The sequence below is a fragment of the Paenibacillus oryzisoli genome (genome assembly GCF_001653565.1).
Lineage (GTDB): Bacteria > Bacillota > Bacilli > Paenibacillales > NBRC-103111 > Paenibacillus_E > Paenibacillus_E oryzisoli.
Map to the genome: position 1 here is coordinate 133,059 of NZ_LYPB01000050.1, position 25,274 is coordinate 158,332.

The following is a 25,274-nucleotide window of genomic DNA, read 5'->3' on the forward strand; positions in this document are numbered from 1 at the left end:
TAATGAAAATCAAAGAATCAACCCCAGAAAAAATGGTTATTACAGCAGAAATTGAAGCCATTATCCATAAAATTGATACCAATATGCATACTTTTCAAAACAAGTTCCCTCATAAAACAGCCACTGGAAATTATTCGGATTCACTTAATTTAGACGGAAACTGGACCGGTTCCTTTTGGACAGGGATGGTACTGCTCGCCTATGTGTATACAGAGGATAAGAAATATGTGGATTATCTATTAAATTATATGCCTATATTCCGTCAAAGACTGGAAACCGGCTATACAGACCATGATCTGGGCTTTTTGTATCAGTTGTACGCTACTTCCTTGTATAAGCTCACAGGAAACGAAGAGGCCAAGGCAATGGCCGTGCAAGCCGGGGATGAGCTTCTACAAAGGTATAATCCCGTTGGGAAATTCATACGTGCCTGGGGAAGGCTGGAGGAAGAAGATCGTAAAGGAAAACTCATCATCGATTGTATGATGAATCTCCCTCTACTCTACTGCGCTTCGGAAATTTCAGGACAAAATAAATATTTCCAAGCAGCAGAAGGTCACGCAGCTACCACCTATCAATATTGCATACGCGAAGATTATTCAACGTATCATACCTATGATTTCAATCCCTATACCGGTGAACCTGTCGGGGGCTTCAATGAAGGAGGTTATGCCGACGAGTCGGCTTGGTCCAGAGGCCAGGCCTGGGGAATCTACGGATTTGCCCTTTCCTATGCGCATACCGGCTTAGGAAAATACTTAACAGCAGCAGAAAACCTAGCTGATTATTACTTAGACCACTTGCCGCATGATTTAATCCCCCATTGGGACTTCAAGCTTCCCGACTTTACGGATGCAGTGAAGGATGCTTCAGCCGCTTCTATCGCTGCTGCCGGAATGCTTGATATAGCGGCCCTGGAGCCTGAAGCTGAAAAAGCACGATTCTATGAAGCTTCTGCCTATACAATTCTGGAATCCTTGAGAACCAACTATTCAAAAGCTATGGATCCATCCGTAGAGGGAATTTTGCAAAATTGCTACGTGAGAGATCCCAAATTAGGGGTTATGCACAGCTATACAATATGGGGAGACTACTATTATCTGGAACTACTTATGAAAGCAGTAGGCATCGACCCTAAATTGTGGACTGTAAAATAATTCCAGTTATTAAAAAAAACTACGACTGACCAATCAACTAACAAGGATTTCCAACCACCTCTGTTGAAGTATTTAAGACATACTTTTACGGAGGTTTTCTCATGCCATTACCGAAGAATCGGATCATTCCTGAAAGAAAAATTTACTTCCAACCTGAATTTTCTAGCTGTGTTCATTGCGGAACAAAACTGAAGCGTAGTCATACGGCCTGGAAGAAAAATATATCCACACTAAATGGTGTTATCCAAGCTTGGAATATGGCATATGTTTGTTCTAATCCAAGTTGTGCATTTCCAAAAACATACTACAAATCTGCTGAAGCATCTTTGCTTGCTATGAAGCATACTTCGTATGGTTTTGACGTACTCGCCTTAGTTGGTCAACTTCGCTTCAAGCAACACATGACCATTGCAGAAATCACCGAAGAACTTACGGAGCGCGGTGTGTCCACATCGGAGCGTAATTCGCAAAGATTGTATGAACGCTACCTAACACTGTTACGTTCGAGTGTAACTGAATTTGTGAAGGACGAGCTTCAGCGTGTTGCCCTGCAACATGGAGGAATTATGATCTCCATGGATGGTGTGCAACCTGAGAAAGGAAATGAGACTCTTTATGTCGTTCGAGAAGTGTTCAGTGGGACAATTCTTGTCGCAAAAAGCGTAAAGAGTAGTTCGGCTGAAGAACTGAAGAGCCTCATTCAACCTGTTATCGATTTAGGTTTTACTATCATCGGTATTGTTTCAGACGGACAGCAGTCTATTCGTCTAGCTATGGAATCACTGCTACCAGAAGTTCCATATCAGTATTGTCAGTATCACTATTTAAAAGATATTGCCAAGCCTATCGTGGATCTAGATCGAAAATTAAAAACCGGTATTAAGAAAAGCCTCCGCGGTATTCGTGCTATTGAAAGAAAGCTAGAACAAGATGTCTCCGAAGAAGCCGAAGTTGCAAGAGACTATTTAGCTGCGGTACGTTCTGTTCTTTTAGAAGATGGTAATCCACCGCTGGATTTGCCAGGCCTTCGAATCTATGAAACATCAGAAGCTATACAGGCATCGCTTGAAAGCTGCCTGAGTAAAAAAAGAGCCCTCTCCACTTCAAAACATAATCAGAATATTCAGTAAACTAAATGAATTTAGCGTACTGTACGAAGATGTAAAACGTTGGTCACTTCCACTCCAGTACGTAGCAGATATTTTAAATCCATCTGACGACCAAAGTAGTGATTCAGTACGATTTCACATGCAGTGTTTGCTACAGTGGGTAGATTTAACCTATACCAAAGAAACTGATCAAATCATGGTTTCTAATCTGAAAAGTTACACGAAGGGATTCTGGAAAGGGCTTTTTACTTGTTATGACCATTTACATGTACCCCGTACAAATAATGACCACGAGAGATTCTTTCGAAAAACGAAAACACGCCATCGGCGAATGACAGGACTTCGAAGTTGGAACGAGTACATCGTTCGCTCCGGAGAATTTGTTGTATTTGTTGATGACGCACTCCGACAAAAAAACTTAGTAGGCAGACTCCAAAGCATTACCTATGAAACTTTTCATACCGAAAGACAACGGTGGTCCTTACGATTACAGGAAACAACCAATCGTCGTCGGTTCAGAAGAAATCCAGCAAAATACCTTAAAGAGGCAGAAAACAAGTTTTGTGTGTTAATTGGTCAGTCGTAGAAAAAAAAAAGAGATCTTCTCGCTTATGAGAAAATCTCTTTTTTTATACCACGGGTTCCTTGACCTGTGGTAACTTCGCTACTGCTTCCACATAGAAAAAATCTCCATATATTAACGATACATCGATATTTGCCCGGCAGGCTTGTGACCCGTGCCATGCATCAAAATTTCTTCGTACGTTTCGTCTTCCCACGCAACGTAACCCTCACTCAACACCTGCAGAATACGCTCTGCTCTCCTGTGGTACAGATGAGCTTCAACCTGTGGCACGTGTTTCGCCAGCTCAAGCAGTCCTGATGCAGCAATTGCCGCAGCCGAACTGTCTTTAGGCTCGCCATTCTCGGACTCGGTACGAAAATCCCAAGGTGGCACTTGATCCTCCGGCAGAGCAGCTAAGAAAAAGTGCGCTGCCCGCTTCGCTGCGTCGAGATATCGGAGCTCCCCGGTATACCGGTAAGTATTAGCCAAACCGTAGATCGCCCATGCTGCCCCACGACTCCATGCAGAGTTCGGGCCGTATCCTTGGCCGGGCAGTGTCTCAAGAAATATGCCTGTCTCCGGGTCAAAACTGGCTATATGCACAACAGAGCCATCCGGCCGGATAAAATACTTCAGAACCGTATTCGCGTGGCGTACTGCAATTTGCTTGAAGCGCGGGTCGCCAGATATCTCGCTCGCCCAGAATAGTAGAGACAGAAAGGTTCGATTTGGGCATCCCAAGACCAAGCGCTATCTTTGTAGTGATCTTTGCCTGTTACGTCATGCATGACCCACAACAGACCAGGCCAGAAACCGGAAGTCCACCAATCCGTGTTGGTTCTATAGGCTCCTCCTTTAGATAATTCCCCAGAAAATTACCAAGCATACGCGCGTGGAGCATCTCCACCAGGACCTGGGAAAATTTGATCCAATTTCTCCAAGATGGATGTATCCAGCTCGATTTCAATCGCACGAAGCGATCCTTGAAGTTGTTCCAGCGTACGTGGCCCTATAATGGGCGCCGTTATGGCAGGACGTACGAGTGTCCATGCCAATGCCATATTCGCTTCGCTCTCTCCAAGCTCCTTGCATAAGTTCGAGAAAGCCTCCAGCTGGGCGCGATGCTTTTCCGCCCTTTCAGGGTGACTGGCTCTCTTCGATCCATCTACTGGCTTAAGCGCATTTCCGCCAAGAAGACCGCCATCTAGTGGACTCCAAGCGATGACTCCAATACCCAGTTCTTCCGCTGCGGGCAGCACTTCTAGCTCAGGCAGTCTGCAAAGTAAGCTGTATTTGTGCTGTTCGGATACAAGACCGAGTAGGTGACGCGTTTTAGCCTCGTATTGTGCTTTTACTAAATCTCGACCTGCAAAGTTGCTTGAACCCACATAGCCAATTTTCCCTTGGTAGATCGGCACTTGAAATGCTTCCCACATTTCATCCCAGGACACATTGCGATCCACATGGTGCATCTGATACAGCTCAATATGGTCGGTTTGCAGGCGTTGTAGCGAAGCATCCAAATGACGGCGAAGCTTGTAGGCGGACAGCCCCCCTCCTTGGTTCGGTCCATCAGTCTTGTCGTGCATGTCTCCATAAAACTTAGTAGCAAGAACAGTACGCTCTCTTCGATTGCCGCCTTGAGCAAACCAGCGACCGATAATTTCCTCGGTACGACCCGAATTTTCACCCCAGCCATAAATGTTCGCCGTATCGAAGAAATTGATCCCTGCATCAAGTGCGGCATCCATGATTCGATATGCTTCTTTCTCGTCCGTATCCACGCCGAAGTTCATTGTTCCCAGGCATAATTTGCTAACTTTTAAACCAGAACGTCCTAAGTATTTGTATTTCATCGCTTAATGCTCCTTATTCTTATTGCTGTGTCATGCGTTTGAAGCGTTCTTTTGTAATTAGCCCTTCCGGGCTACTTCCACTTAAATAAAGATATAGATTGTCTATAATATAACGCCCCATACCGGACTTCAGTTTTCGATTAAATCCGCCAATATGAGGAAAGCACCATGCATTCGACAATATTAAAAACGGATGATCTTTCGGTAGAGGCTCCTGCACGTACACATCGAGCATAGCTCGCAGCCTGCCGCTTTGAAGCTCCATAAGGAGAGCCCCCTCCTGAATAAGTGGCCCGCGGGAGGTATTGACGAATAAGGCCCCGTCCTTCATGGTCGCAAGCTCCTGCTCGCCAATCATGTTCTCGCTTGCCTGTGTCCAAGTGCTGTGCAGCGATACGATGTCAGACGAGCGAAGCAGCTCATCTAGAGAGCATAAACGCACGTCCGCTTCTTCAGCCTCCTCTTGCGAACAATAACGAGAATACAGGAGCACGCGCGCTCCGAACGGACGGAGCAACCGAATCACTTCTTGCGAAATATCCCCGTAACCGATTAGGCCGATGGTTTGACCATAGAGACCTGGCACCGTCTCACGACTATTGACAGTCCATTGCCCGCCTCGGAGGGAGTCCCCATAAGCGCGCAAATGCCAGTTGCCCGCCAGCATCATAGCGACGGCTGATTCTGCGGTCGAACGAGCCAGCAGCTTATTAGCGCTAACGACGCTTATACCGGCATCGTAGACGGCTTCCTCCGTAACCGAAACAACAGAGCCTGCTGCATGACCGATGAAGGAGAGATCCCCTCCTTGCTTCACGACGCTTTCCGTGAATTTCGGCGAACCCCATGACGTAATGGCAGCATCAAAGGTGGAAATGATAGACTCGATATCTTCGGAGTGATACTTCCGCCCCTCCTCCAGCCAATAAACGTCGGAGAACGAAGTAAGCAGGTCGATGGAAGCTTGATTGAACAGCATTTTTTTGAGGTCCGGATTCGTAACCGTGATTAACGTTCGAGGTCGTCTGCTCATCGTTGTCTACCTCTCTCATGCATGATCGAATCAAAGATCCGCTCCATATAAGGTACGTACACTTCAAGTACTTGCTCGAATGCCATCCCCTCACCGCGAAGTTCACTACGCCATTTCGATTCCCATTCAAGTGAATAGTTGCCTCGATAGCCCCGCTGATCCAGAAGACTGCATATTTGCTTCAACGGGATTTCCCCCTCACCCAGGCGAGTATACTTCCAAGCGTGCTGAATAGGATCCGGCGATGGAACGCCGTCTTTCACATGCACATGCGCGATGCGATCTCCAATCAGTGCAATCGTCTCCTCGGGAGATTCACCATCCTCAAGCGGATGAATGATGTCATAAATAATCTCACAGTTGGGCCGCTCCACTTCTTCTAGCAGTCCCCGCAGCACCCTGCCTGTCGCATATTCATTGTGCGTCTCAATCCATACGGAAGTGCCTTCCGCTTCGGCCATATCACATGCTGCCTGCAGCCATCGTACGATGGCACCATGATCCAGCAGCTCACGCGGGGCATCTCGTCGGGCCGCAAAATTGCCAAGAAAAATGCGAACGCCTTTTGCACCAGCAATACCCGCAGCCTCAGCTATCGACCTAAACGACTCCAGTTGTTGACGATCCTGGTCATTCCCTTTGACACAAATGCTGGATCCTATGCTGACAATAGCAATATCTTTCTCCTCAAGCAATTGAACCATTTGGCGCCAACTCTGCTTAGCGGAGAACTCGGACCAGACCTGATCACCTCTGTCACGCCACTCGATACCACGAAGCCCGAACTGTCTGCAAGCTTGAATGAATTGCTCCGTTTCCCAACCATCACATGGCAGTGTACTGAAAACATAATTGCGCATGATGCTCTCCTGAACTCCATAATTTGTTTATATCCTACTTGCTGTGTAGAGAATGAATTTCGCCGCTTCTTGATAAGCCTCATCGTCTAACAAATGCTCTAACATAAGGGGGACATCTCGGTTAAGAGAACGCAGGAGCTTCAGATAGGTATAATAATCCAAACCACCTAAGCCTGGCCTTACCTCACTGAGATGAACAGTTAGCTCACTTGAAAGCACGACGTCCTTTGCATGGCAACTCCGAATATACGGTCCTAATAACATGAAACATTCCAGAAGCAGCTTGCGATTATGAAAAAAAAGTGCGGGACTTGCAATCATATTAACCGGATCCAAATGAACACCGAATGCTTCGCGATCAATGGCTTTCATTAACGATAAATACGTTTCGGCGTCATTAGGGAAGATCCATGGCATCACTTCTAAGGTGAAATAACTCGTCTTTGGCTTAACGGCATCTATGATGTCACGTACATTATCAACGATTAGAGCAAACGTATCTGGCGTGAAATTATCGGGATGGGGCCCATCCCACTGTGCACTGCGTGATCCCGCGATGTTCACACAGCAGATCGCCCCAATTTCTTCTGTCAGTGCCAATTGTTCCTTGCATCTTTGCAATGCAGACTGGCGAATGGCAGCATCGTCACTTAACGGGTTGCTCCATGCCCCCACCTCAGCTATGACAATATCCGCATCACGGGCTGCCTGTCGATACGCTCGAATCTCAGCTGTGTCTTGAATCGTAAGGTCCGGACAGTAAGCAGCAAGGTAACCTCTCCTGAGATGTTCGTTAGTCCACTCCTTAGGATCTTTCACTTGCTTTAGTAACGGCGCTCCGATTCGCATTAGTTCACTCCAACATGTTCTTAATTCCAACCAGGCATTTCATTCTGATTGATAACCCTGGAATGGTTGTAGGTATTAATAATCTGTTGCGTTGTATTATCGCTGAACACCAAGTCGGCCCAGCCCATGAAGAATACCCATCGTGTCTGTGAATTCAAGACGGAGCTGGAAGGAAGCTGTGCGCATTCACCAATCGCCATTGGCTTGCTGCCGACGATGGGAAGTAAATAATCGTACCAGCTTTGATTGTAGCCGTTACTGTAGATATCAAATGCGAAGACGTCCCAGTATTGACTTCCCGGATTGTAATCGGCAATATCCTGGGAGAGATCCTGCATATCCCACACCCAAACCAAATTACTTAGCCCTTTCGTATTCGTCAAATAATCGTGTGTAATTTGATACAACTTGCTGGTGCCACTAGCACCAGGTCTGCCACCCCACCAGAAATTCCCTTGATTCATTTCGTGAAGCGGACGAAATAGCACGGCAACGTCTTTATCTTCCAGATACTGCAGATAAACTGCAATTTGGTCCATTCGCGCTTTCCATACATTGTTTAACGTTGTGCCGTTCGTAATTAGTTCGGTCCATTGCGCATTGGTTAACGCAGATTTCACGCCACCATCCCAGTTGCAAGGCTCTGACTGCGTCGGAGGACAAGCATGCCACATAATATTAACAAGCGAACCGCTGTTCCATTGCTCTTCAGCTTCATAGATCATTCCCCACCTGCCAGTCATGCGTGAATCATAACTGAAGTCACCGCTCCAAAGTCCAGGGATTAAGCCGGTAACTGTGTGAATCTTATCTGTTAGAAAATCCGGATCATCCACAGATTTTCGGTCATTATGCTGCCCAGAAATGATATTCGTACCACTGATCGAGTTCAGATAATTGATCACTTTCTGTTTAGGAGTAACCATCCCTGTCCCCCCTGTTCCAAATATTCGAAATTCATTCACTGCAGCATATCCTCCTACATAGTTGTATGCCCCAGTGATGGTCATTCGCACATATCTCGCATTGGCCGCACTAATCGTATCGCTGATCAAGCTGCCTCCAGTCGTATTGCTCGTTCGATCCACAACTTGCGTGTAGGTTGTGCCATCCGTTGATACTTCAATCTTATATTGGTAGGCTCGGTCTTGATACGGCGCTAGCTCGAACTTGGAGATGCTGTACGACTGCCCAAGATCAACTCGAATCCATTGGGGGTAGTTGAGCTCAGACCATCTTGTCACGGTATCTCCGTCCACTGCATGACTGGATGTGCCCGATGTCCCGGAAGCAGTTGTTGCTTTGCCTTGGGATACATTCACCGGCGCAGCTCCAGACTCACCTAAGATACCAAACTCATTTATTGCTGCCCACCCACCCGTATAGTTGTAAGCCCCGGTGATGGTCATTCGCACATATCTCGCGCTCGCCGCACTAATCTGATCGCTAAGTAAGCTGCCACCTGTCGTATTGTTGGTACGATCCACCACTTGGGTGTATGTGATCCCATTGGTTGAAATTTCGATTTTGTAACGATAGGCTCTATCCTGATAAGGTGCTAGTTCAAATGTAGAAACGCTGTATGTCTGACCTAGATCAACTTGAATCCATTGTGGATAATTCTGCTCGGACCATCTCGTAGCCGAATCGCCGTCCACGGCGTTGCCTGACGTTCCGGAAGTACCAGAAGCAGTCGTTGCTTTCCCTTGAGACACATTTACTGGTGCAGCTTCCGCCCGACCTGCAAACCAAATGGACAACAAAATTAGAGTAAGTAGGTAAGTGATCATGATGACAAACGAAGAACGATTCAACCCCTTTGAAATAGTACCTGGCACAACTATCAGCTCCTCATTATGAATGATTAGATACAAACGAACGAAGGGCAGAGAGCCTTTCAAGAAGACTCTCTTTTTGCTGGTTCTTTATGGCTAATTATTTTTTGTTTGCTTTATACCAATCCGTATATTCTTTCACAATCTCGTTGCCACCTTGAGCTCTCCAATTCTTAACGAACTCATCGAAATAATCCAATGGCTTCTTGTTATATATAATTTGCGAAGCTGCTTCCATCCACATATTTCCTTCACGTGCTAAATCGGGGAATTTCTTGACTGATTTGAAATCGGGAGCACCGAGTAATAAGTTCGGAATACCCTCTTTCTGAGCGATTTGGTAGACTTCATCTAACTTTTCAATCGCTTTATCGCCAACTTGCACGCCTAATAGATTCTTATTATATCCGACTAGATTAAAGGAAGATGGACGCCATGGTGATGTTTTATCTGCAACATCCTTCTCGATGTCATAGCTGATTTTGCCGCCATCCTCTTTCCAAGTGACGCCTTGCAGGCCAAAGTAAACGAACTTCTGACCTTCCTCCGAAATCATCCAGTCCATCATCTTGACAATGGCGGCCGGATCTTTTGCCTTTTTCGTAATCAAGAATGTATGTCGATACGGCAGCATATGATGACCTGCATTTTCAACACCAGGGGCTTTCGGCGTGGGAATTGCAATGACATTTGCGCCTGCATTCGGCTGAGTTTGATTTAACTTGTTCTGCCAATCCCATGCGTTCTCATTCACATGATTCCAAGAACCCACTTGATTGTTCTGAATCTTTTGTTCCCAGACATTACGCTTCATTGTCAAGAACTCAGGATCAATCAACTTCTCATCCATCATGGTTTTAATATATGCAATCGCTTTTTTGAAATTCGGGTGTACATAACCAGGTAGAATTTCTCCATTGTATTCATTGTACGTATACGGATTAACACCGAACATCCCGAAAATGTTCTCCATCCAAGTAAAGTTCTCACGAGCGATAAATGGTATTTCATCCTTCTTTCCATTTCCATTCAAGTCCGTATCGCGAAATGCTCGCAGCATGTTCAAGTACTCGTCAGGTGTCTTTGGAATTTCTTTAATACCCGCTTTGTCCATCCAATCCTTTCTAACAAAGATGACTCGGCCTGAAGGGGTATTCCCTGAGGGTCCTTCCGGAATTGCCATAATCTTTCCATTAATGGTCACGCCATCCCAAACAAATTTGGGTATTTGTGCTTTTAAGTTAGGACCGTATTTGTCAATCAAATCATTCAGTGGAAGAATTTGATCATTCGACATTAGATCGGTATTGATGCCCCAATCCTGAACAAGATCAGGAATGTCACCGCTTGCAAATTTGATGCGAAGTTGATTGGCATAATCATTGTGGGGGAGAAACACCCAATCCAGATTCGTATTTGTCTTCTTCATGACATATTGAAATGTCGGGTCATCCTTGATCGTTGTCGGAACCGTGTAGTTGTTGTCTGTCTCGAATACCCGGATCTTGACTGGTGTTACAGGTGCCTGTGAGACAGCAGCCCCTGATGTTGCCGTTGCTTGTTCCTTGGTCCCGCTTGTGCATGCAGTTGTCGCTAAAATGGTAGACATGCATACAAAAGCGACCACTCTCTTCGTATTCTTCATGTTTAACCCTCCCTATATTTTTTAAAGCCATGTATGTTAAGGCTTTCGCCCACATCCTGAACCTTATTCCTTAACCGATCCTAAAGTAGCGCCTTGGATAAAATATTTTTGAATAAAAGGGTAAATAATGACGATCGGCGCTGTCGCTAGTACAATTGTGGCCATCTCAAGTGCTTCTGGAAGCAATGTCATCGCTGCCTCCGAGGAGGTAGCTCCCAATAGATCATTACTCCTGCCTCTGGATATGAGTGCGTAGACATACAATTGAAGCGTTTGCATAGATTTATCGTTCAAATAAATTAACGGCCCTATATAACTGTTCCAATGACCCACTGCATAGAACAGCAGCAGTGTCATGATAATTGGTTTGGACAGAGGGACCACTATATTCCAGACGACCCGGTATTCACCCATGCCATCCACCCTAGCAGCATCAAATAGCTCTTCCGGAACAGATCTGAAAAATGTAACACACAGCATCAAGTTAAACGCGCTAATGGCCCCGGGAATGATAACTGACCAAATCGTATTGATCATGCCAAAACTTTTCACGACAAGATACATTGGAATCATGGGAGCTTGAAAGATCATCGTGAATATGATAAGCAGAAAAATAGTTTTTCTACCTCGTAAGTATGATCTAGATAACGGATATGACGTTAGAATGGTCAGAAACATATTTAAGCTGGTACCAATTAATAAAATCTTAATCGTCATCCATAATGCGTTCCAGAATGAAGCCGTATTAGCAACGATACCAAAGTTTTCCAACGTTACATTGACCGGCCATATTGACACTTTATTCTCAATAATCGCCTGACTCGAGCTGAACGCACCTGCTATAACATGTAAAATGGGGATCATCGCTGCCAAGCTCACTGCCAACAATAAGATGATATTAAATACATCAAAGCTTTTCTCTCCAATGGAGCCTCTCAGTTTCATGTCCTTGTCCCCCTTAGTATAGGCCTTCTCCAGTTGTAGACTTACTCACCTTATTGGCTAATACAAGAAGTACGAACCCGATAACTGATTTGAAAATTCCAATAGCGGTAGTGAGACTGTACTGACCACTTATAATACCCATACGATACGAATAGGTATCGAGTACATCTCCCACAGGTATTGTCAGAGGTGTCAAGAAAACGTAAACCTGTTCAAATCCAACATCCATAATATTACCGATTTTCAGCAGCAACAGAATGGATATAGCAGGCAATAAACCAGGTAGTGTAATATGCAGGAATTGCTTCCAGCGATTTGCACCGTCAATCTTTGCTGCTTCGTACAGAGATGGACTAATTCCCGCTAATGCCGCCAAGAAAATAATAGCGCTCCATCCCATTTCCTTCCATACGCCAGCACCCACAATTAATGTTCTGAAATATTCTTGTGACTGTAGAATCTGTAGCTTTTCCCCTCCCCAAGCTTGAACAAGCTGATTCAGCATGCCGGCTTGCTCGGAGAACATCATATAGGCAAGTCCATAAATGATTGCCCAGGAAAGGAAATGTGGAAGGTACAATACAGTTTGAATCGTCCTTTTATACAACACCGACTTCAATTCATTCATCAAGACAGCAATCAGAATGGGTGCTGGAAAGGCGAATACAATTTGATACAAGCTGATCAAGAGCGTATTCTTAATTAACCTTGAAAATTGCGGATACGTAAACAAGTGTTCAAACCATTGAAAACCTACCCATTCGCTTCGCCAGATACCTGCGAAAATGTTATAATCTTTGAAAGCAATAACGCTTCCAATTAAGGGAACGTAGCGGAATACTAGAAAGAACAGAATACCTGGCAATAGCATAATGTACAACGCTCTGTTCTTAAGTACAAATGTAAGAAATGAAGCCTCCCGATACGATTTCCTCTCTTGAATTGGCTGATTTACCAATGCAGTTGCATGTACTTGTTTCATGTTGGTATCACTTGGCGTAGAATCAAAACGATCGCTCCCCTTTCACTTATTGTCTCAATTGTATAGCAAGGGATTCTTGCATACTACCGGACAATAACTTAATTTAGGGGGGCGATCTTCGGAAACTATTATGCCTTTAATTTACGTTTATACTCCAATGGACTTAATCCATAATGCCTCTTAAACAACGTTGTGAAATGATCTACATCTTCATAACCTACTCGGTCAGCAATTTCATAGATTTTTAAGGCCTCATTTAGGAGAAGATTTCTTGCCTGCTGCATTCGCTCAGCGATGATGTAATTCCATACCGTCATCTGCGTTTCTTGTTTGAATAGGGTACACATATAAGTCTTATTCATAAAAACAAGATCAGCCAATTCTTGCAGATTTATTTTTTCATTCAGATGAAAATCAATATAAGCTCTCATCTTTTTAACTAATTTCTTCGTTTGGGAATCTCTGCTCCCCCTTAAAGTTTCCAATATCCGTTGTGAGCCGATTTCTAAGGTATGAACCGCACATAGGCGGAAGTAATGACGTATATTCATAATCGGTTGCAAATTAACCAAGTCTGGTTCCTTTAAATCGGTAATGTCCAGCGACTCCGAAATCTCCAACTGTTCGGTAACGGCTTTCAACCATAAATAGCTCACCGGCCGCAACAAATAATAATTCTTGTCAATCCAAGATTCCAGCAATTCCAACGTTTCCACAATTAACATTGGAATTGTTTCATTCGCATTCTGTACATGCTCCAGCCATCGATCAATAAATCTCCTACTTTGTGGCAGGTGATTTACAATAATTTGTGCCGCCAATTGCTCTCTCTGAATCTCAAGTCTCCTCTTCGCCTTCTCCAAACCAGCTATCAATTTGGCTTCGCCTATTGGTTTGAGAAGATACTCTAGTGCATTAAGCTGGATACTTTGCTTCGCATATTCAAATTCATCGTAGCTGGATACAACAATTGTAGCCATCCATGGATATTTCTCATTAATTTGCTCAATGAGAGCCAAACCATCCATAACAGGCATCTTAATATCTGTTATGCATACATCAATATAATGATTTTCCAACCACTGAAGTGCTGTCTCGCCATTGGTTTCGGTGACAACAGACTCACAATAGGGTTCAATTGTCTTAGCAATGCTCCTACGAATTAGCCGAACGTCATCTACGATTAGAACGTGCATTTGCTCAATCCTCCTTACTTATTTGCAAAGGAAAGATCATACTGACTTCCGTGCGCCCATTCGAATGTTGCTCTACCGATACACCGGTCTCCTGCTGAGGATAGCGCATACGCAGTCGATTATGTACATTACGAAGACCAATTCTCGAACCCTGCTTATAATTTTGTTCTGAATCCACTTTCAGCATTTGCTGTACCGCTGCTAGTTTACTCTCTGTGAATCCCATTCCATTATCGATAATACTAATTTTCAGATATGAATCTCCGTATAGTGAACAAATAATCTGAATACGCATGGGTTGGCCCGTTGACTCGAACCCATGTTTAATACTGTTCTCAACGATCGGCTGAATGATGGCTTTAATGCACCGTACACGTTTCAATTCGTCAGGGAGCTCGATATGAGATTCAATATCATCTGCATATAGGATACCAATAATGCTTAAAAAGTTGCTCAGATGGGCAATCTCTTCCTCAAGCGTAACCACCGTATCCTTATAGTTGGATGTATATCTAAGCATAGACGATAAAGCGATCGTCGTTTCCTTAATTTCTTCATTACCTGACAGATTGGCCAATGAATTGATCGATTCCAGCGCATTATAAAGAAAGTGCGAATTAATCTGCGATTGCAGGGCGGATAATACCGCCTCCTGCTGCATCACACGACTTTCGGTCAACTGCTGAATATTGCTCTCTAGACTATGCAAAAGAAGATTATACGCCCTTGCCAGCTCCGCCACTTCGTCTGTCCCCGAAATATCCATGAGTACATTCAATCCCCCGGTACGCGTTGATTTAATTGTTCTTCTCATCTCCTTTAGCCGCTTAGTAACGGAATCAGAAATAATAATCACGAGAATTAGCGAGATAATCCAACTTCCGATGGCTGTCCACAATGTAACATTTCTAACGTTATATATGCTCTTGGCCACCTCACGGTACGGGATCGTAACAAGTACTTTCCAAGCCGTATTCTGCAGTGTCTGATATACGACCAGTTGTTCACTGTCGGAACTGAAAACAGCGCCCTCTCTTGAATGACTGATTTGGGATAATAAAGAGGGATCCAACTGCGTATCGATAATCGAAGGATTCTTATTCGCCACAATCGTTCCATGTTCATCGAGGATATAACTCTCGCCTTCTTTACCCAAATTGATTTGCTGTAAAATCTTCTGCGTAGGGATTAATGAAATATCCATCGCTAGGTAAACGGTTTCAAAGGAGAATTGGAATCGTTGAATGAACGTAAATACAGGCGTCACAACGGGCTTGCCGGTTCCGTTCGTATAATTGGCATTCCGACTTACAACCATTTGCTTCTCTCTATTAAAATCTAAATTGAGCAGTGCATGCTCCTCAGCCAATGAATATTCAGAATTTAATATCAGATCATAATCTATTCTTCCCGTTCGATATACACTTTCATTTCCGTTAAGACTATACATATCGACTGATAAGATTTCTGGATGATACGTAATATAAGGTTCGATATAGCGTGCCTCAATCTGTCTGTATACATCAAGCTGATCATAGCGGTTGTCCCGTTCAATCAGCGACCATTCTCGAAATTCTCTACTTCCGGCAATCGTGTAAAAGAAACGTTCATTATCCATATAGTATCGACTTAAATTTAAATTAGACTGCTCAATGATTTGATTCGCAAAGCGTTGTACATCCGCTTGAATCGTTTTGGAAGTTTCATGGTAACTAAAAGTACCGATAACACCGATAATGGCGAAAATAAGGGAGGAGATGAGCAGCACCAATTTCCATTTCAATGACCCTCTTATCTTTTTTAACATGCCATCTCCCCCTTTTTTTCTAGTATGATTCAAACAATGAATTTTTGCTACCCTATTTAATTACCATGACGGCCTTAATGAGTCCTTGACGGAATTCAACAATATCTCCGAAGCTAGACCGCAGCTGTTCCATACTGAATGTATGCGTGACGATGGACATGGGTTTGATAATTCCTTTAACTATCAATTGTTGAATCTCCTCCCCATCCTGCATCGTCGCATAGAGGCTTCCAATGAAAGTCAGATGTTTGTGTATCAAAGTTTTGGGAGTTAACGTAAAAGCCGTGCCCTCACCAATTGCAATCATCACGCCTCCAATCTTCAGCAGAGACTGGGCCAATTCATAGGAGGCTGCTTTCCCAGAGCACTCCAGGACGACGTTGATACCACTTGTCTCCGCCTGCTCCTTGAATCCCCCCTCTGGGTTATCTGCAGGATGAAAGACAGCCTCCGCCCCCAATGCCGCAGCGGCTTCCAACCGTTCAGGCAGCGGATCAATGGCCATTACCCTTGCTCCGAAGCTCTTAGCTAAAGCTACAGCTGCCAGCCCAATTGGCCCACAGCCGATAACGGCCACCAGGTCATCTTGCTTTACTTGAGCCCGCTTAATGGCCGCATAAGGTGTGCCCCAATTGTCGAAAATCAGGCTTCCTTCCACATAACTAATTGCATCATTAAGTTTCAGACAATTTCTGGCGGGAGCAACGATTCTTTCGGAAAAACCGTTTCCAATATGGACAATCCCATTAGCGCAGCGCACATAACGCCCCGCCATGCATTCTCCGCAATATCCGCAGCCTTGCACGTTATTAATCGTTACCCGATCTCCTACCTTTAGATGATGCACTTGGTCTCCAACAGCGCGGATGCGCCCTGCGACCTCATGTCCTGCAATCATTGCGGCAGGACTCTTCACTGACCAGTACCATTTATCTGACCCACAAATCCCACAAGCTTGAATGTCGACAAGTACACTATTCTCGGAACTCAGTATAGGATCTTCTACTTCTACAATTCGTAAATCTTTGGGTCCGAATGCTTGTATTCGCCTCAAGAACTTAACCCCCACGTTACTATTTTAGTCAGGCGGATAACATCTGACAAAACGCAAGCCATGTTCATTACTAATTAGGTGCATGTCTTCAATTTGCGGTGGAAAAAAGAAGCAATCTCCTTGAGTAAGGGTTTCAAATCCTCCCTTCCATCTTACCTCACCCATTCCCTCCACAACGATGCCCACGCTATATCCTGGCTGGGGAGGAATAATCGTAGGAGTAGCTGAGACTTCAAGCTCATCCATAGAAAAGTAAGCACAGCGCTCACGTCCCAATAACTCCTTGCTTCTGCTATCCGGCTGACTTGACAACAGCCGACTCTTTATAAAGCATTTCTCGATGATTTCATGTAGTTCATAAGTCTTATAATGGAAACAATCGAACATTTGATCAAATCCTAGACCTTGATGACAAGAGTGATCTTCCAGATGCAACCCCGATGGTGTTACGCGTTCAACTCGGATCGTAAAATCGGTAGGCTCTTGAATTTCCATTAGAAAGCATCCAGGTCCAATGGCGTGTGGTATTCCTGCCTCGACCAGTATGACCTGACCTTCCTTAATGTCAATTCTATGGAGACAATTGATCATGCCTTCAATATCTTGACGATGGAACAGCGCTTCCCAGTGTTCCCTCGTTACCCACGGCTTAAAACCTAATAGGACATATGGATTGATACCGTTGATCTGCCTTGTCCCAAGAGCATACCATGCTTCCGTTTTACCAAATGGCGAACCGAAAAGATGCTCTGCGGTGCTCCTATCCGGATGCACTTGGATCGTAAGCCTTTCGGCGGAATCCAGCAGCTTGACGAGCACTCCTGTGTGAGTGCCGTATCTGCGCACATGATCCGTCCCCAACATGCCTTCTGGGTCTGATTGAATCAGGTCAGTCAGGAGAAGCGGTTCCCCTTCTGTCTTCAACCAACTTAAGCCTTCATTCGTCTGCTTCTCCCTGCCGGGATTGCGCGCCTTGACAACGGAAGCAATCCATTCCTCAGGAAAATGATTATCTTCGGGGATGCCATTTTGTTGCCATTGATTGAGCACGGCTCCACCGGTATAGGTTCTCCAAACCCGATTCGACAATAGCTTCCACGGTCTACTTATTTGAAGATTCAATTCATTCGTCCCCTTTCATCGTGTCTGCCACTTGGTTGAGTTTCAGAATCGTTACGCCATTCGCCTCGACAGCTACATTCAGATTCAATTGTTCCGTTCGTGAGGTTGCAAAACTTATCTCACCCGAGTATACATTCTCAATGCGATAGCTGCCTTCCCCCATGTCGAGTTGTATATTTACGGTTTCGCACGTTTGACCATAATGAAATACGAACAATAGCGCATCGCCGACTCCCTTCAACAGCTTAATTCTTGTATTGCCATGTTCCATCGACAATCGTTGTATGCCCAGCTCCTGCACGAAACGCTCCATAAAGGCAAGCGTATCCGGACGGCGTACCTTATAATAGCCATACCATAGGTGTGTTGCGATCACATAAATCCGACCTTTGTTGATCGTTCTTTCAAGAAAGGCTGGCGCTCCATCCCTAAAGGTTCCCTTAACCACTACTTCATCACTTGTAATAGTCAATGTTTTTCGTTCGAAATAACCAGGATAGACTGCTTCATCCTTCGGATCACCCTTCCATACAAAATCCAGCTGCTCCGCATCGATATCTATAAACTCACAGCCGAGCATGTCATTCAGATGGCCGCCAGGTTGCTGGGTATGGAGTATACCGTTGTCTTCCACTTCTCCCATCTTTCCATCAGCTATAACTGTTCCCCCTGAAGATACGAACCTATGAATAGCTTCTGCTAAGCTATCGCTCATAGACACCTGGTTCGTCATGAACAGAATCTGATTTGGCAATAACTCCCCTTGCTTTACATCCTCAGGTGTCACCAATTTCACAGGTATATTCAACATCCATAGCAGTTGATGAAGGCCTGAAATCGAATCCAAATAAATACTGTCTGGCGCATGAGGCTTATATCCCGCCATATACGCTTTGCTAAAGTTATGTGCATCTTTATCGAACAAAATAACAACCCTCGGCTTCTCGGGTTCATAGGAAGTAAAAGCTGACTCATGCATCTTCAGTATGTTTGAAATTCGGGTGGCTGCTTCAAGTCTTGGAGTTGACCTTCCTTGATAGTCAACTAAGCCTCGCCCTCCGGTTTGCAGCCCTGTGTTAAAGGGATCCCATTTCCAATAGATTAAACCTTTGGCTCCATGTGAAATTGCTTCCCAGACCCATAACTCCAGTTCCTTGGCCGTTACGGCACTTTCAGGATTGTACATGTGCTTGATATGTGTTTGAAGCTCAGATATCCAGAATCTGCCCGTCTTCGAAGCAGAATGCGAGCCTGTCAGAACAAGCCAACGTTTATGTGGCGGCATAGGGTTTGGTGTCGTTTTCGGATACAGCGAAATGCCGAACTCGTCTACATGCTCCGCCACATTCCAGTCATCCTGTGGCCGATTGAAGGAGGCATCCTCGGTAACCATGGAATGAATGTTATCGGCAATAATCGGATGCGATGGATCAATCTCTTTCACGGCTTGAACCCATTCCCGCAAAAACATGCCGATTGATTCCTTATGGAACCGATGATAATCCACAACTGGCATGACGCTTGACCACATCCATCGGTTAAACTGAACATCATCAAAGCTGCGATACACCCGATCCCAGGTATTATTTAACACTTCAATCGAACCGTACTTGTTCGCAAGCCACCTTCTGTACTTCTGAAGTGTATGGACATCATAGGATTCGAACATCGTTTCATTCCAGACGTCATAACCATACAACGATGTATATTGTTTATATTGACGAGCTGTTTCCGCAAATTGCTTTCTAATTATTTCACTAAGCTCCGGATGGTTATAGTTCAGATACCCAAAGTATAAGAAGTCGTTCGTATAAGTGCCTTCGTATTTCACAGCGAAGTATTCTTCTTTCATTGCGAAATCCGGTGCATACTCAAGGCTTGTTATTTGGCCAGACAACTCCATAATAATCTTCAGTCCGATTTCCTCCGCAACTTGCAGAATATAATGCCCCGTATTATACGGATATCGTGGAAGGGATTGATCTTCCCACCAGTAAACGGACGGCCAGATAACAGCTGTATTCATACCGATTTCCTTCATGGCATTCAGTTGATTTCGGATATGCTCTCGCGAGTGATCGCGTTGAACTTTGAAGACGGCACCATAATGGAAAGTAGATTGGGATTTCATGAGGCAGCTCCTTTTTGCTAAGTTTAGGCTCTCATTGTATGTCACAGCGTGCCCAGATCCTATGCATTTTTTTTGGTTATTCATAGCATTTTTTTTAGAATTGCATTACAATAACTTCAAATATATTACCAACCTGACATCGGGGAGTCCTATATGCGATATTTTCAATATCAAGAATTCATGGATCCAATCTTTCCATTCAAGATAGAGGTTCGCGACGAGTCGTTCCAGCACGACATTGTTCCTCACGCGCATGAATACTTCCAGGTTTGCTATGTCCTTAAAGGTTCTTGCCGGCATGAACTAAATGGCAAAGACTGCCTATTGATTAAGGGGGATTTATTTTCTGTCCCTCCCCAATTCGAACACCGGATCGAAGTCATCCAAGGACAAGAAATTAAGCTAGTCCTGATTGACTTTATGCCACATCTGTTGGATTCCAGTCTGATTACATTGCGTAGCATGGAAACCTTTACAGATTTTATTTTCAACCAGCCGTTCGTCACGCTCAATAATATGTTGCTGCCGAAATTAAATCTCACCGTTCAGGGCCAACGGGAAACGGAGTCCTTGATAAGCGGTATGCTCCGCGAGGTAGCCGAGCAGCACGATGGTTTCGCCCTGATGATCAAAGCCGATCTGATGCGGCTGCTTGTCATTGCCGGTCGGGAATACGCTCGTTTTGTTGAACAACGGCCAGAGGAACAACTGCTTAAGAACAATCGCAAATATTTTGAAGCTGCACTGGCTTATATAGAACAACATTATCATAGAGAAATAAAGCTCTCGGAAGCTGCTTCCGTAGCTGCCATGTCTGTTGCGTATTTCAGTACGATGTTTAAATGGATGATGGGACGATCGTTCGTCGAGCACTTGAACGATCTGCGAGTGAACGCCGCTATGCAGCAACTGCAACAAACGGAATCTACCATCGAAGAGATTGCCTACCGAACCGGGTTCAATCATTTGACGCACTTTCATCGGATATTCAAGAAGATCACCGGAACCACGCCCGCGCAATTCCGTAAAAACTCGAATAATCAAACACCCCCTCCTCCAAGAACGGATGAGGGGGACTGATTAGATCAAGTGAGCCGTGCGAAGAAAGCGAACCATCATGGCAGCTGCTTCAGCACGTGTAATCGGTTCCTTGGGTTCCAATCGCTCCGATCTTCCTTGAACGATACCCAGCTTTACCATAAGAGCAACAGAAGAACGTGCCCAACTTCCGACCTGCGAATGATCTTTATACGGAAGTAGCAGTGAGGATAATTCCTCGTCGGCAATGGACATACCAAGACCTGCTAATTTAGCAGCCTTACCCAAGGCCTGCATAGCTTCCTCCCTCGTAATCACCTCGCTAGGTCTGTAACTACCGTCTTCATAACCTGAAATCAACCCATATCCAAGAGCTGTTCCTACCTCGTTCACGAACCAATCGTCCGGATTCACATCGTGAAACGTCATTGTTGTTTGCTCAGCTTCCAAACCAAGCGAGCGATTCAATAGAGCTGTAAACTCTGCACGCTGAATTTGCCGGTCAGGCTCGAACAATCCGCCTGGCGTTCCTTTTGCAATTAATCGCGAACCCAGTTCGTTAATTTCGACTTTCCCCCAATGGGGCTCAGCGTCCTTAAATGTAATTGCACTCGTTACAACACCATAGGTGCTGTTCGTCATGCTGCTCAGCACCGCGTTGGTTTGACCATTCTTTTCAACCAATCGTGCCGGAACGTGCTGGAATGAACCGTCTGGCAGAATCCGAATACCACTAACGGTCTTATTCCCTGCGCTTTCTGGGAGTAGCGGAATCATTCTTTCCACATAGGCAAGGAAACGATGAATCGGAAGAACTTGATCGCCTGCCGTTAACGTCACTTCGAAGTTAACCGGGGAGGCATTCAGGTTGATGCCCATCCGAGTCGCCTCTTGCTCGGCTGCATTGGCCTCTCTCTCACTCAAACGACTTATGCTGAACTGAACGTTGATACTAGTCAGATCAACTTTACCACCTAACTGCGCAGCGATGGCATCCCAATCCATATCTTTCACAGGCAGTCGGTAGGAACCGGCTTCCGTCACTATGTTCAGCGTACTCGAATGTACCTTTAACTTTGCCAGCAAGGATCCGTTCATGTCTATCACGACACGGTCACCTTTATTGGCAATCACCAACGGAACCTCCCCCTGTTCGCCTGCTGCTTCAACTAATTGATCAAACACGTCTGGATCTACCTTCACCGACACCACAGTATGACCATCGCGGCTATCGATGATTTCCTTCCAAGCAGGCTTCATATTCGGATTACCGTTGTTGCTATTGCCGCCACCGCCAGGGCTGCTATTACCGCCATCGGTTGCCGTGACATTAAATATCACTTGTGCCGTATTCGAATTGATCCAGCCGTCATTGACCTTCCATTTAAATGCAAATTGCCCATTCTGACCTCGCACTGGCGTATAGAGGAATGTACCATCCGCATTAACCGTTAGATGACCTGCAGCAGGTTGGTTAATTACCAAGTAAGTAAGTGCATCGCTGTTCGCGTCATTCGCCGTCAACTTGCCATGGACAGGTGTATCGTCGAAGGTGGCATACGTTGCCTCCGTGACCGTCGGCGATACATTGTCGCTCATCAGCTTAATCACATCAAGTCCGATCTTCACGTTGGAAGAAGCACTATTTTTACCCATACTGACAAACTTGAATCCGTATCGCCCACTTTGCGAGAAAGTAACCTTCCCGAATTCAGTTGATTTGATGACGCCGCCTCCCGGATCGTAAGCATCAATGACACCGCCCACCTGGGTTCCTGCTTCCTCAGCGCTAACACCTGGCTCTAGGATGGACATTTGGAACTTCCCGCGTGCCGCCCGGGAATCGTAATCCAGTTTGAGGTCGTAAGTACCCGCTTCCAGATTGGCGTAGAAGACCACATAGTCGCCCGTCTGCAGAAAATCAACAATGCTGAAGCGCTTATTGCTTGCTGCGTTATTGGAGCCGCCGGTTTGGTTGACCTTCACTACGCCTCTGTTATTCGTCATTACGTCGGATACACTAAAATCATTCTCATTATAAGTAAACAACTCTGCTTCCAATACACTACTCGGATTCCGATAAGCAGCAATCGTCTCGGGTTCTGGAGCCAGTACGTCGTCCGGTGCATATTCAAGTTCTAATCTTCCTACGATAGCTTTACCGTCCAATTCCAGCTTCAGGAATCGATAATCTGATTGTCCGGAATAAATGTACCTGGTTCTGCTCTCTCCTTCATACGTTAACTTTGTTGCATTCAAATCATAGTAGGACTGACCATCCACTGATCCAAACAGGGAAACGCTTCCAGGAGCATCGTAAACATAAACATTGACTTTGGTCAGTTTGCCTCCTATTGCATATTGCACGCTTGTGGAAGTACCGTTAATACTTCGTAGAACACCCAAGTCCTCTTGATTGGACGTATTTGCGTAAGATTTGAAGATGACTGCATTCGGTTCCCTTGCATGCAACTTCGTTAAATCGAATAACTCGTCAACGAGCCATTGGCGTTCAACCGCAATAGGCGGGGAGACGCTCGATGGCAATGAAACGCCGCTGCTGTTTTTTGCAAAGATTCGATAATAATACGTACTTCCAACCTTTGCCTCACGATCATTGAAGAGACTTGTATACGTTGGCAGATTATCGTACACAACGCCAGCAACCGTCCAAGGACCATTGACTGAGCTTCCGCGCTGCACCTCATAACTCTGAGCACCAGTCGATCCTTGCCAAGAAATATGGCCTATATCTGGAATCGGTAGTAAATTTGGAGCAGCGGGTTGAGGCAGCACCGGCGTTGCGCCTATTCCCCCCATGATCGTCCATGCTTTCTCACTGAGCGTCTTCTGAATCGCGATTTCACTACTGATTTCCGGCAAATATGCTGTTGTATCTGGGAATCCCGGCCAATTCAAGTCTTCAAACTGCGAGCCATTGTCAGAATGCTTATAGAAGCCTCCATCTCTATTATGGAACCGTGTCGCCCACCAGTTCGCCCCTGAAGTACCGTTTGCAATCAGTTCATCCAGAAATGTAATCAGTGTACTTGGGGCCATATACATGGCAATTTCACCAACGACCAACGATTTCTTTCCTTTCGTGAGCTCCCTGAAAAATTTCAGCGTGTTAGTCGCCCCGATATCGCCATTTGTGTTCGTACGAACTCCAGCGGGGATAGCCGTATCCGTTACCGGACCCGTCAGACCTACGTAGGTGTGGTAGGACATAATATCAATATTGTTATCATTGAGGAATTCATCATAGTTCTGGACCATCGTTCCGCCGGAAAATTTATATATATCATCTGGCTTATTCCGTCCGTCGATAAATAGCTGATTCGGGGCTTCTAGCTTCACATAAGCCGCCAGATCATGCAACCAAGTGTTGCGTTCAGGCAAATTATTCATCACGAGCTCATTCCCTGACTCCCAACCCATAATTGCTTTATCTTCGTTATAGCGGGTACCAGTGAATGTATTCGTCCGATTCAGAAGTCCTTCCACCATCTTCTTAAACCTGATGTTAGCCTGACTGCCCACCGTATAGAATTGCTCACCATATGTAGCGGTACTGCCTCGCACACCTTCATTGTAATTAACCAATGGAATGTAGACACGCACCCCAAGCTCATTACAAATTTGCAGCAGCTTATCAAGAACTTTCATGGCATCCTCATTGAAAGCGATGTCATTTTCACCGATAGCTGCATTGACCATATAATTTGGATCTGATCCATTCGCCACCGTGATAACAAACGTCCGCATGACCCTGCCATTCATTTGTTTGACCGTCTGAACGGCATCTCTTAATTCATACTCATTCGGCAACCGAATCCGAGAATTCGATTCAAACTTTTTATCAGTAATGATTTGTAGAACATCTGGCATATTCGTCGAAATAAATCGATATTCCTGCGTGCCTTCCATCAGTTTATCGCCTTTTCTGCTAATGAAATTCTCAAATGCACTTACCTCGTCTGCTCTCACAGCTGCTCCTGTGTCAAACATAGGAACCATCATGGAAAATACCAATATCCAACAAGCGATTCTTGCCATTACCTTTTTTAGCACTACTCTACCCATCCCT

Annotated in this window: 17 protein-coding genes and 1 pseudogene; 3 read left to right on the forward strand and 15 right to left on the reverse strand. The window is 45.1% G+C overall.

The window, feature by feature from the left end:
- Positions 1-2 precede the first annotated feature (2 nt).
- Both A8708_RS08670 and A8708_RS08675 read left to right on the forward strand, forming a co-directional pair.
- Positions 3-1,157: a glycoside hydrolase family 88 protein gene (locus A8708_RS08670; protein ID WP_068663112.1), complete on the forward strand. Its 1,155-nt coding sequence runs from the start codon at positions 3-5 to the stop codon at positions 1,155-1,157.
- Positions 1,158-1,258: 101 nt separating this feature from the next.
- Entirely contained in the window at positions 1,259-2,287 is a 1,029-nt protein-coding gene (locus A8708_RS08675) for a transposase (protein WP_082927369.1), read from the forward strand.
- A 608-nt stretch (positions 2,288-2,895) separates the two neighbouring features.
- Here the strand turns inward: A8708_RS08675 and A8708_RS08680 are convergent.
- The 14 genes and pseudogenes from A8708_RS08680 to A8708_RS08745 all read right to left on the reverse strand — a co-directional run.
- A pseudogene (locus A8708_RS08680) lies at positions 2,896-3,661 on the reverse strand (hypothetical protein); the annotation flags it as partial.
- A 45-nt stretch (positions 3,662-3,706) separates the two neighbouring features.
- A complete protein-coding gene (locus A8708_RS08685) occupies positions 3,707-4,687 on the reverse strand; it encodes an aldo/keto reductase (RefSeq protein WP_068663114.1) in 981 nt (326 codons plus the stop codon).
- A gap of 19 nt (positions 4,688-4,706) precedes the next feature.
- On the reverse strand, positions 4,707-5,720 hold the full coding sequence (locus tag A8708_RS08690; protein WP_068663115.1) for a hydroxyacid dehydrogenase: 1,014 nt from the start codon (positions 5,718-5,720) through the stop codon (positions 4,707-4,709).
- Positions 5,717-6,580 carry a sugar phosphate isomerase/epimerase family protein gene (locus tag A8708_RS08695; RefSeq protein WP_068663116.1) on the reverse strand — a complete coding sequence of 288 codons (864 nt, stop codon included), beginning with the start codon at positions 6,578-6,580 and terminating at the stop codon, positions 5,717-5,719. The genes A8708_RS08690 and A8708_RS08695 overlap by 4 nt, the downstream gene beginning before the upstream one ends.
- A 27-nt stretch (positions 6,581-6,607) precedes the next feature.
- Positions 6,608-7,429 carry a sugar phosphate isomerase/epimerase family protein gene (locus A8708_RS08700; protein WP_068663117.1) on the reverse strand — a complete coding sequence of 274 codons (822 nt, stop codon included), beginning with the start codon at positions 7,427-7,429 and terminating at the stop codon, positions 6,608-6,610.
- Between the two features lie 20 nt (positions 7,430-7,449).
- Entirely contained in the window at positions 7,450-9,267 is a 1,818-nt protein-coding gene (locus tag A8708_RS34755) for a galactose-binding domain-containing protein (protein WP_157264624.1), read from the reverse strand.
- A 97-nt stretch (positions 9,268-9,364) separates the two neighbouring features.
- Positions 9,365-10,909, reverse strand: a complete 1,545-nt coding sequence (locus A8708_RS08710; RefSeq protein ID WP_068663118.1) for an extracellular solute-binding protein — start codon at positions 10,907-10,909, stop codon at positions 9,365-9,367.
- Positions 10,910-10,972: 63 nt separating this feature from the next.
- The gene (locus A8708_RS08715; protein ID WP_068663119.1) at positions 10,973-11,854 is read right to left on the reverse strand and encodes a carbohydrate ABC transporter permease; all 882 of its coding nucleotides are present in this window, start codon (positions 11,852-11,854) and stop codon (positions 10,973-10,975) included.
- Positions 11,855-11,867: 13 nt separating this feature from the next.
- Complete coding sequence (locus A8708_RS08720) at positions 11,868-12,836, reverse strand: ABC transporter permease (protein ID WP_068663120.1); 969 nt, start codon at positions 12,834-12,836, stop codon at positions 11,868-11,870.
- Positions 12,837-12,964: 128 nt separating this feature from the next.
- Entirely contained in the window at positions 12,965-14,032 is a 1,068-nt protein-coding gene (locus tag A8708_RS08725; RefSeq protein ID WP_068663121.1) for a response regulator transcription factor, read from the reverse strand.
- Between the two features lie 4 nt (positions 14,033-14,036).
- The gene (locus tag A8708_RS08730; protein ID WP_068663122.1) at positions 14,037-15,839 is read right to left on the reverse strand and encodes a cache domain-containing sensor histidine kinase; all 1,803 of its coding nucleotides are present in this window, start codon (positions 15,837-15,839) and stop codon (positions 14,037-14,039) included.
- A 52-nt stretch (positions 15,840-15,891) separates the two neighbouring features.
- Positions 15,892-16,893 carry a zinc-dependent alcohol dehydrogenase gene (locus A8708_RS08735; protein ID WP_068663123.1) on the reverse strand — a complete coding sequence of 334 codons (1,002 nt, stop codon included), beginning with the start codon at positions 16,891-16,893 and terminating at the stop codon, positions 15,892-15,894.
- Between the two features lie 24 nt (positions 16,894-16,917).
- Entirely contained in the window at positions 16,918-18,015 is a 1,098-nt protein-coding gene (locus A8708_RS08740) for a type I phosphomannose isomerase catalytic subunit (protein ID WP_068663124.1), read from the reverse strand.
- 1 nt (position 18,016) lies between these two features.
- Entirely contained in the window at positions 18,017-20,146 is a 2,130-nt protein-coding gene (locus A8708_RS08745; RefSeq protein ID WP_068663125.1) for a beta-galactosidase, read from the reverse strand.
- Between the two features lie 153 nt (positions 20,147-20,299).
- On the opposite strand from A8708_RS08745, the gene A8708_RS08750 reads away from it, so the two are divergent.
- Positions 20,300-21,226: an AraC family transcriptional regulator gene (locus A8708_RS08750; protein WP_068663126.1), complete on the forward strand. Its 927-nt coding sequence runs from the start codon at positions 20,300-20,302 to the stop codon at positions 21,224-21,226.
- Here the strand turns inward: A8708_RS08750 and A8708_RS08755 are convergent, their stop codons facing one another.
- Positions 21,227-25,243 (reverse strand): S-layer homology domain-containing protein, encoded by a 4,017-nt coding sequence (locus A8708_RS08755; protein ID WP_204787494.1) that lies wholly within the window; start codon positions 25,241-25,243, stop codon positions 21,227-21,229.
- Positions 25,244-25,274 lie beyond the last annotated feature (31 nt).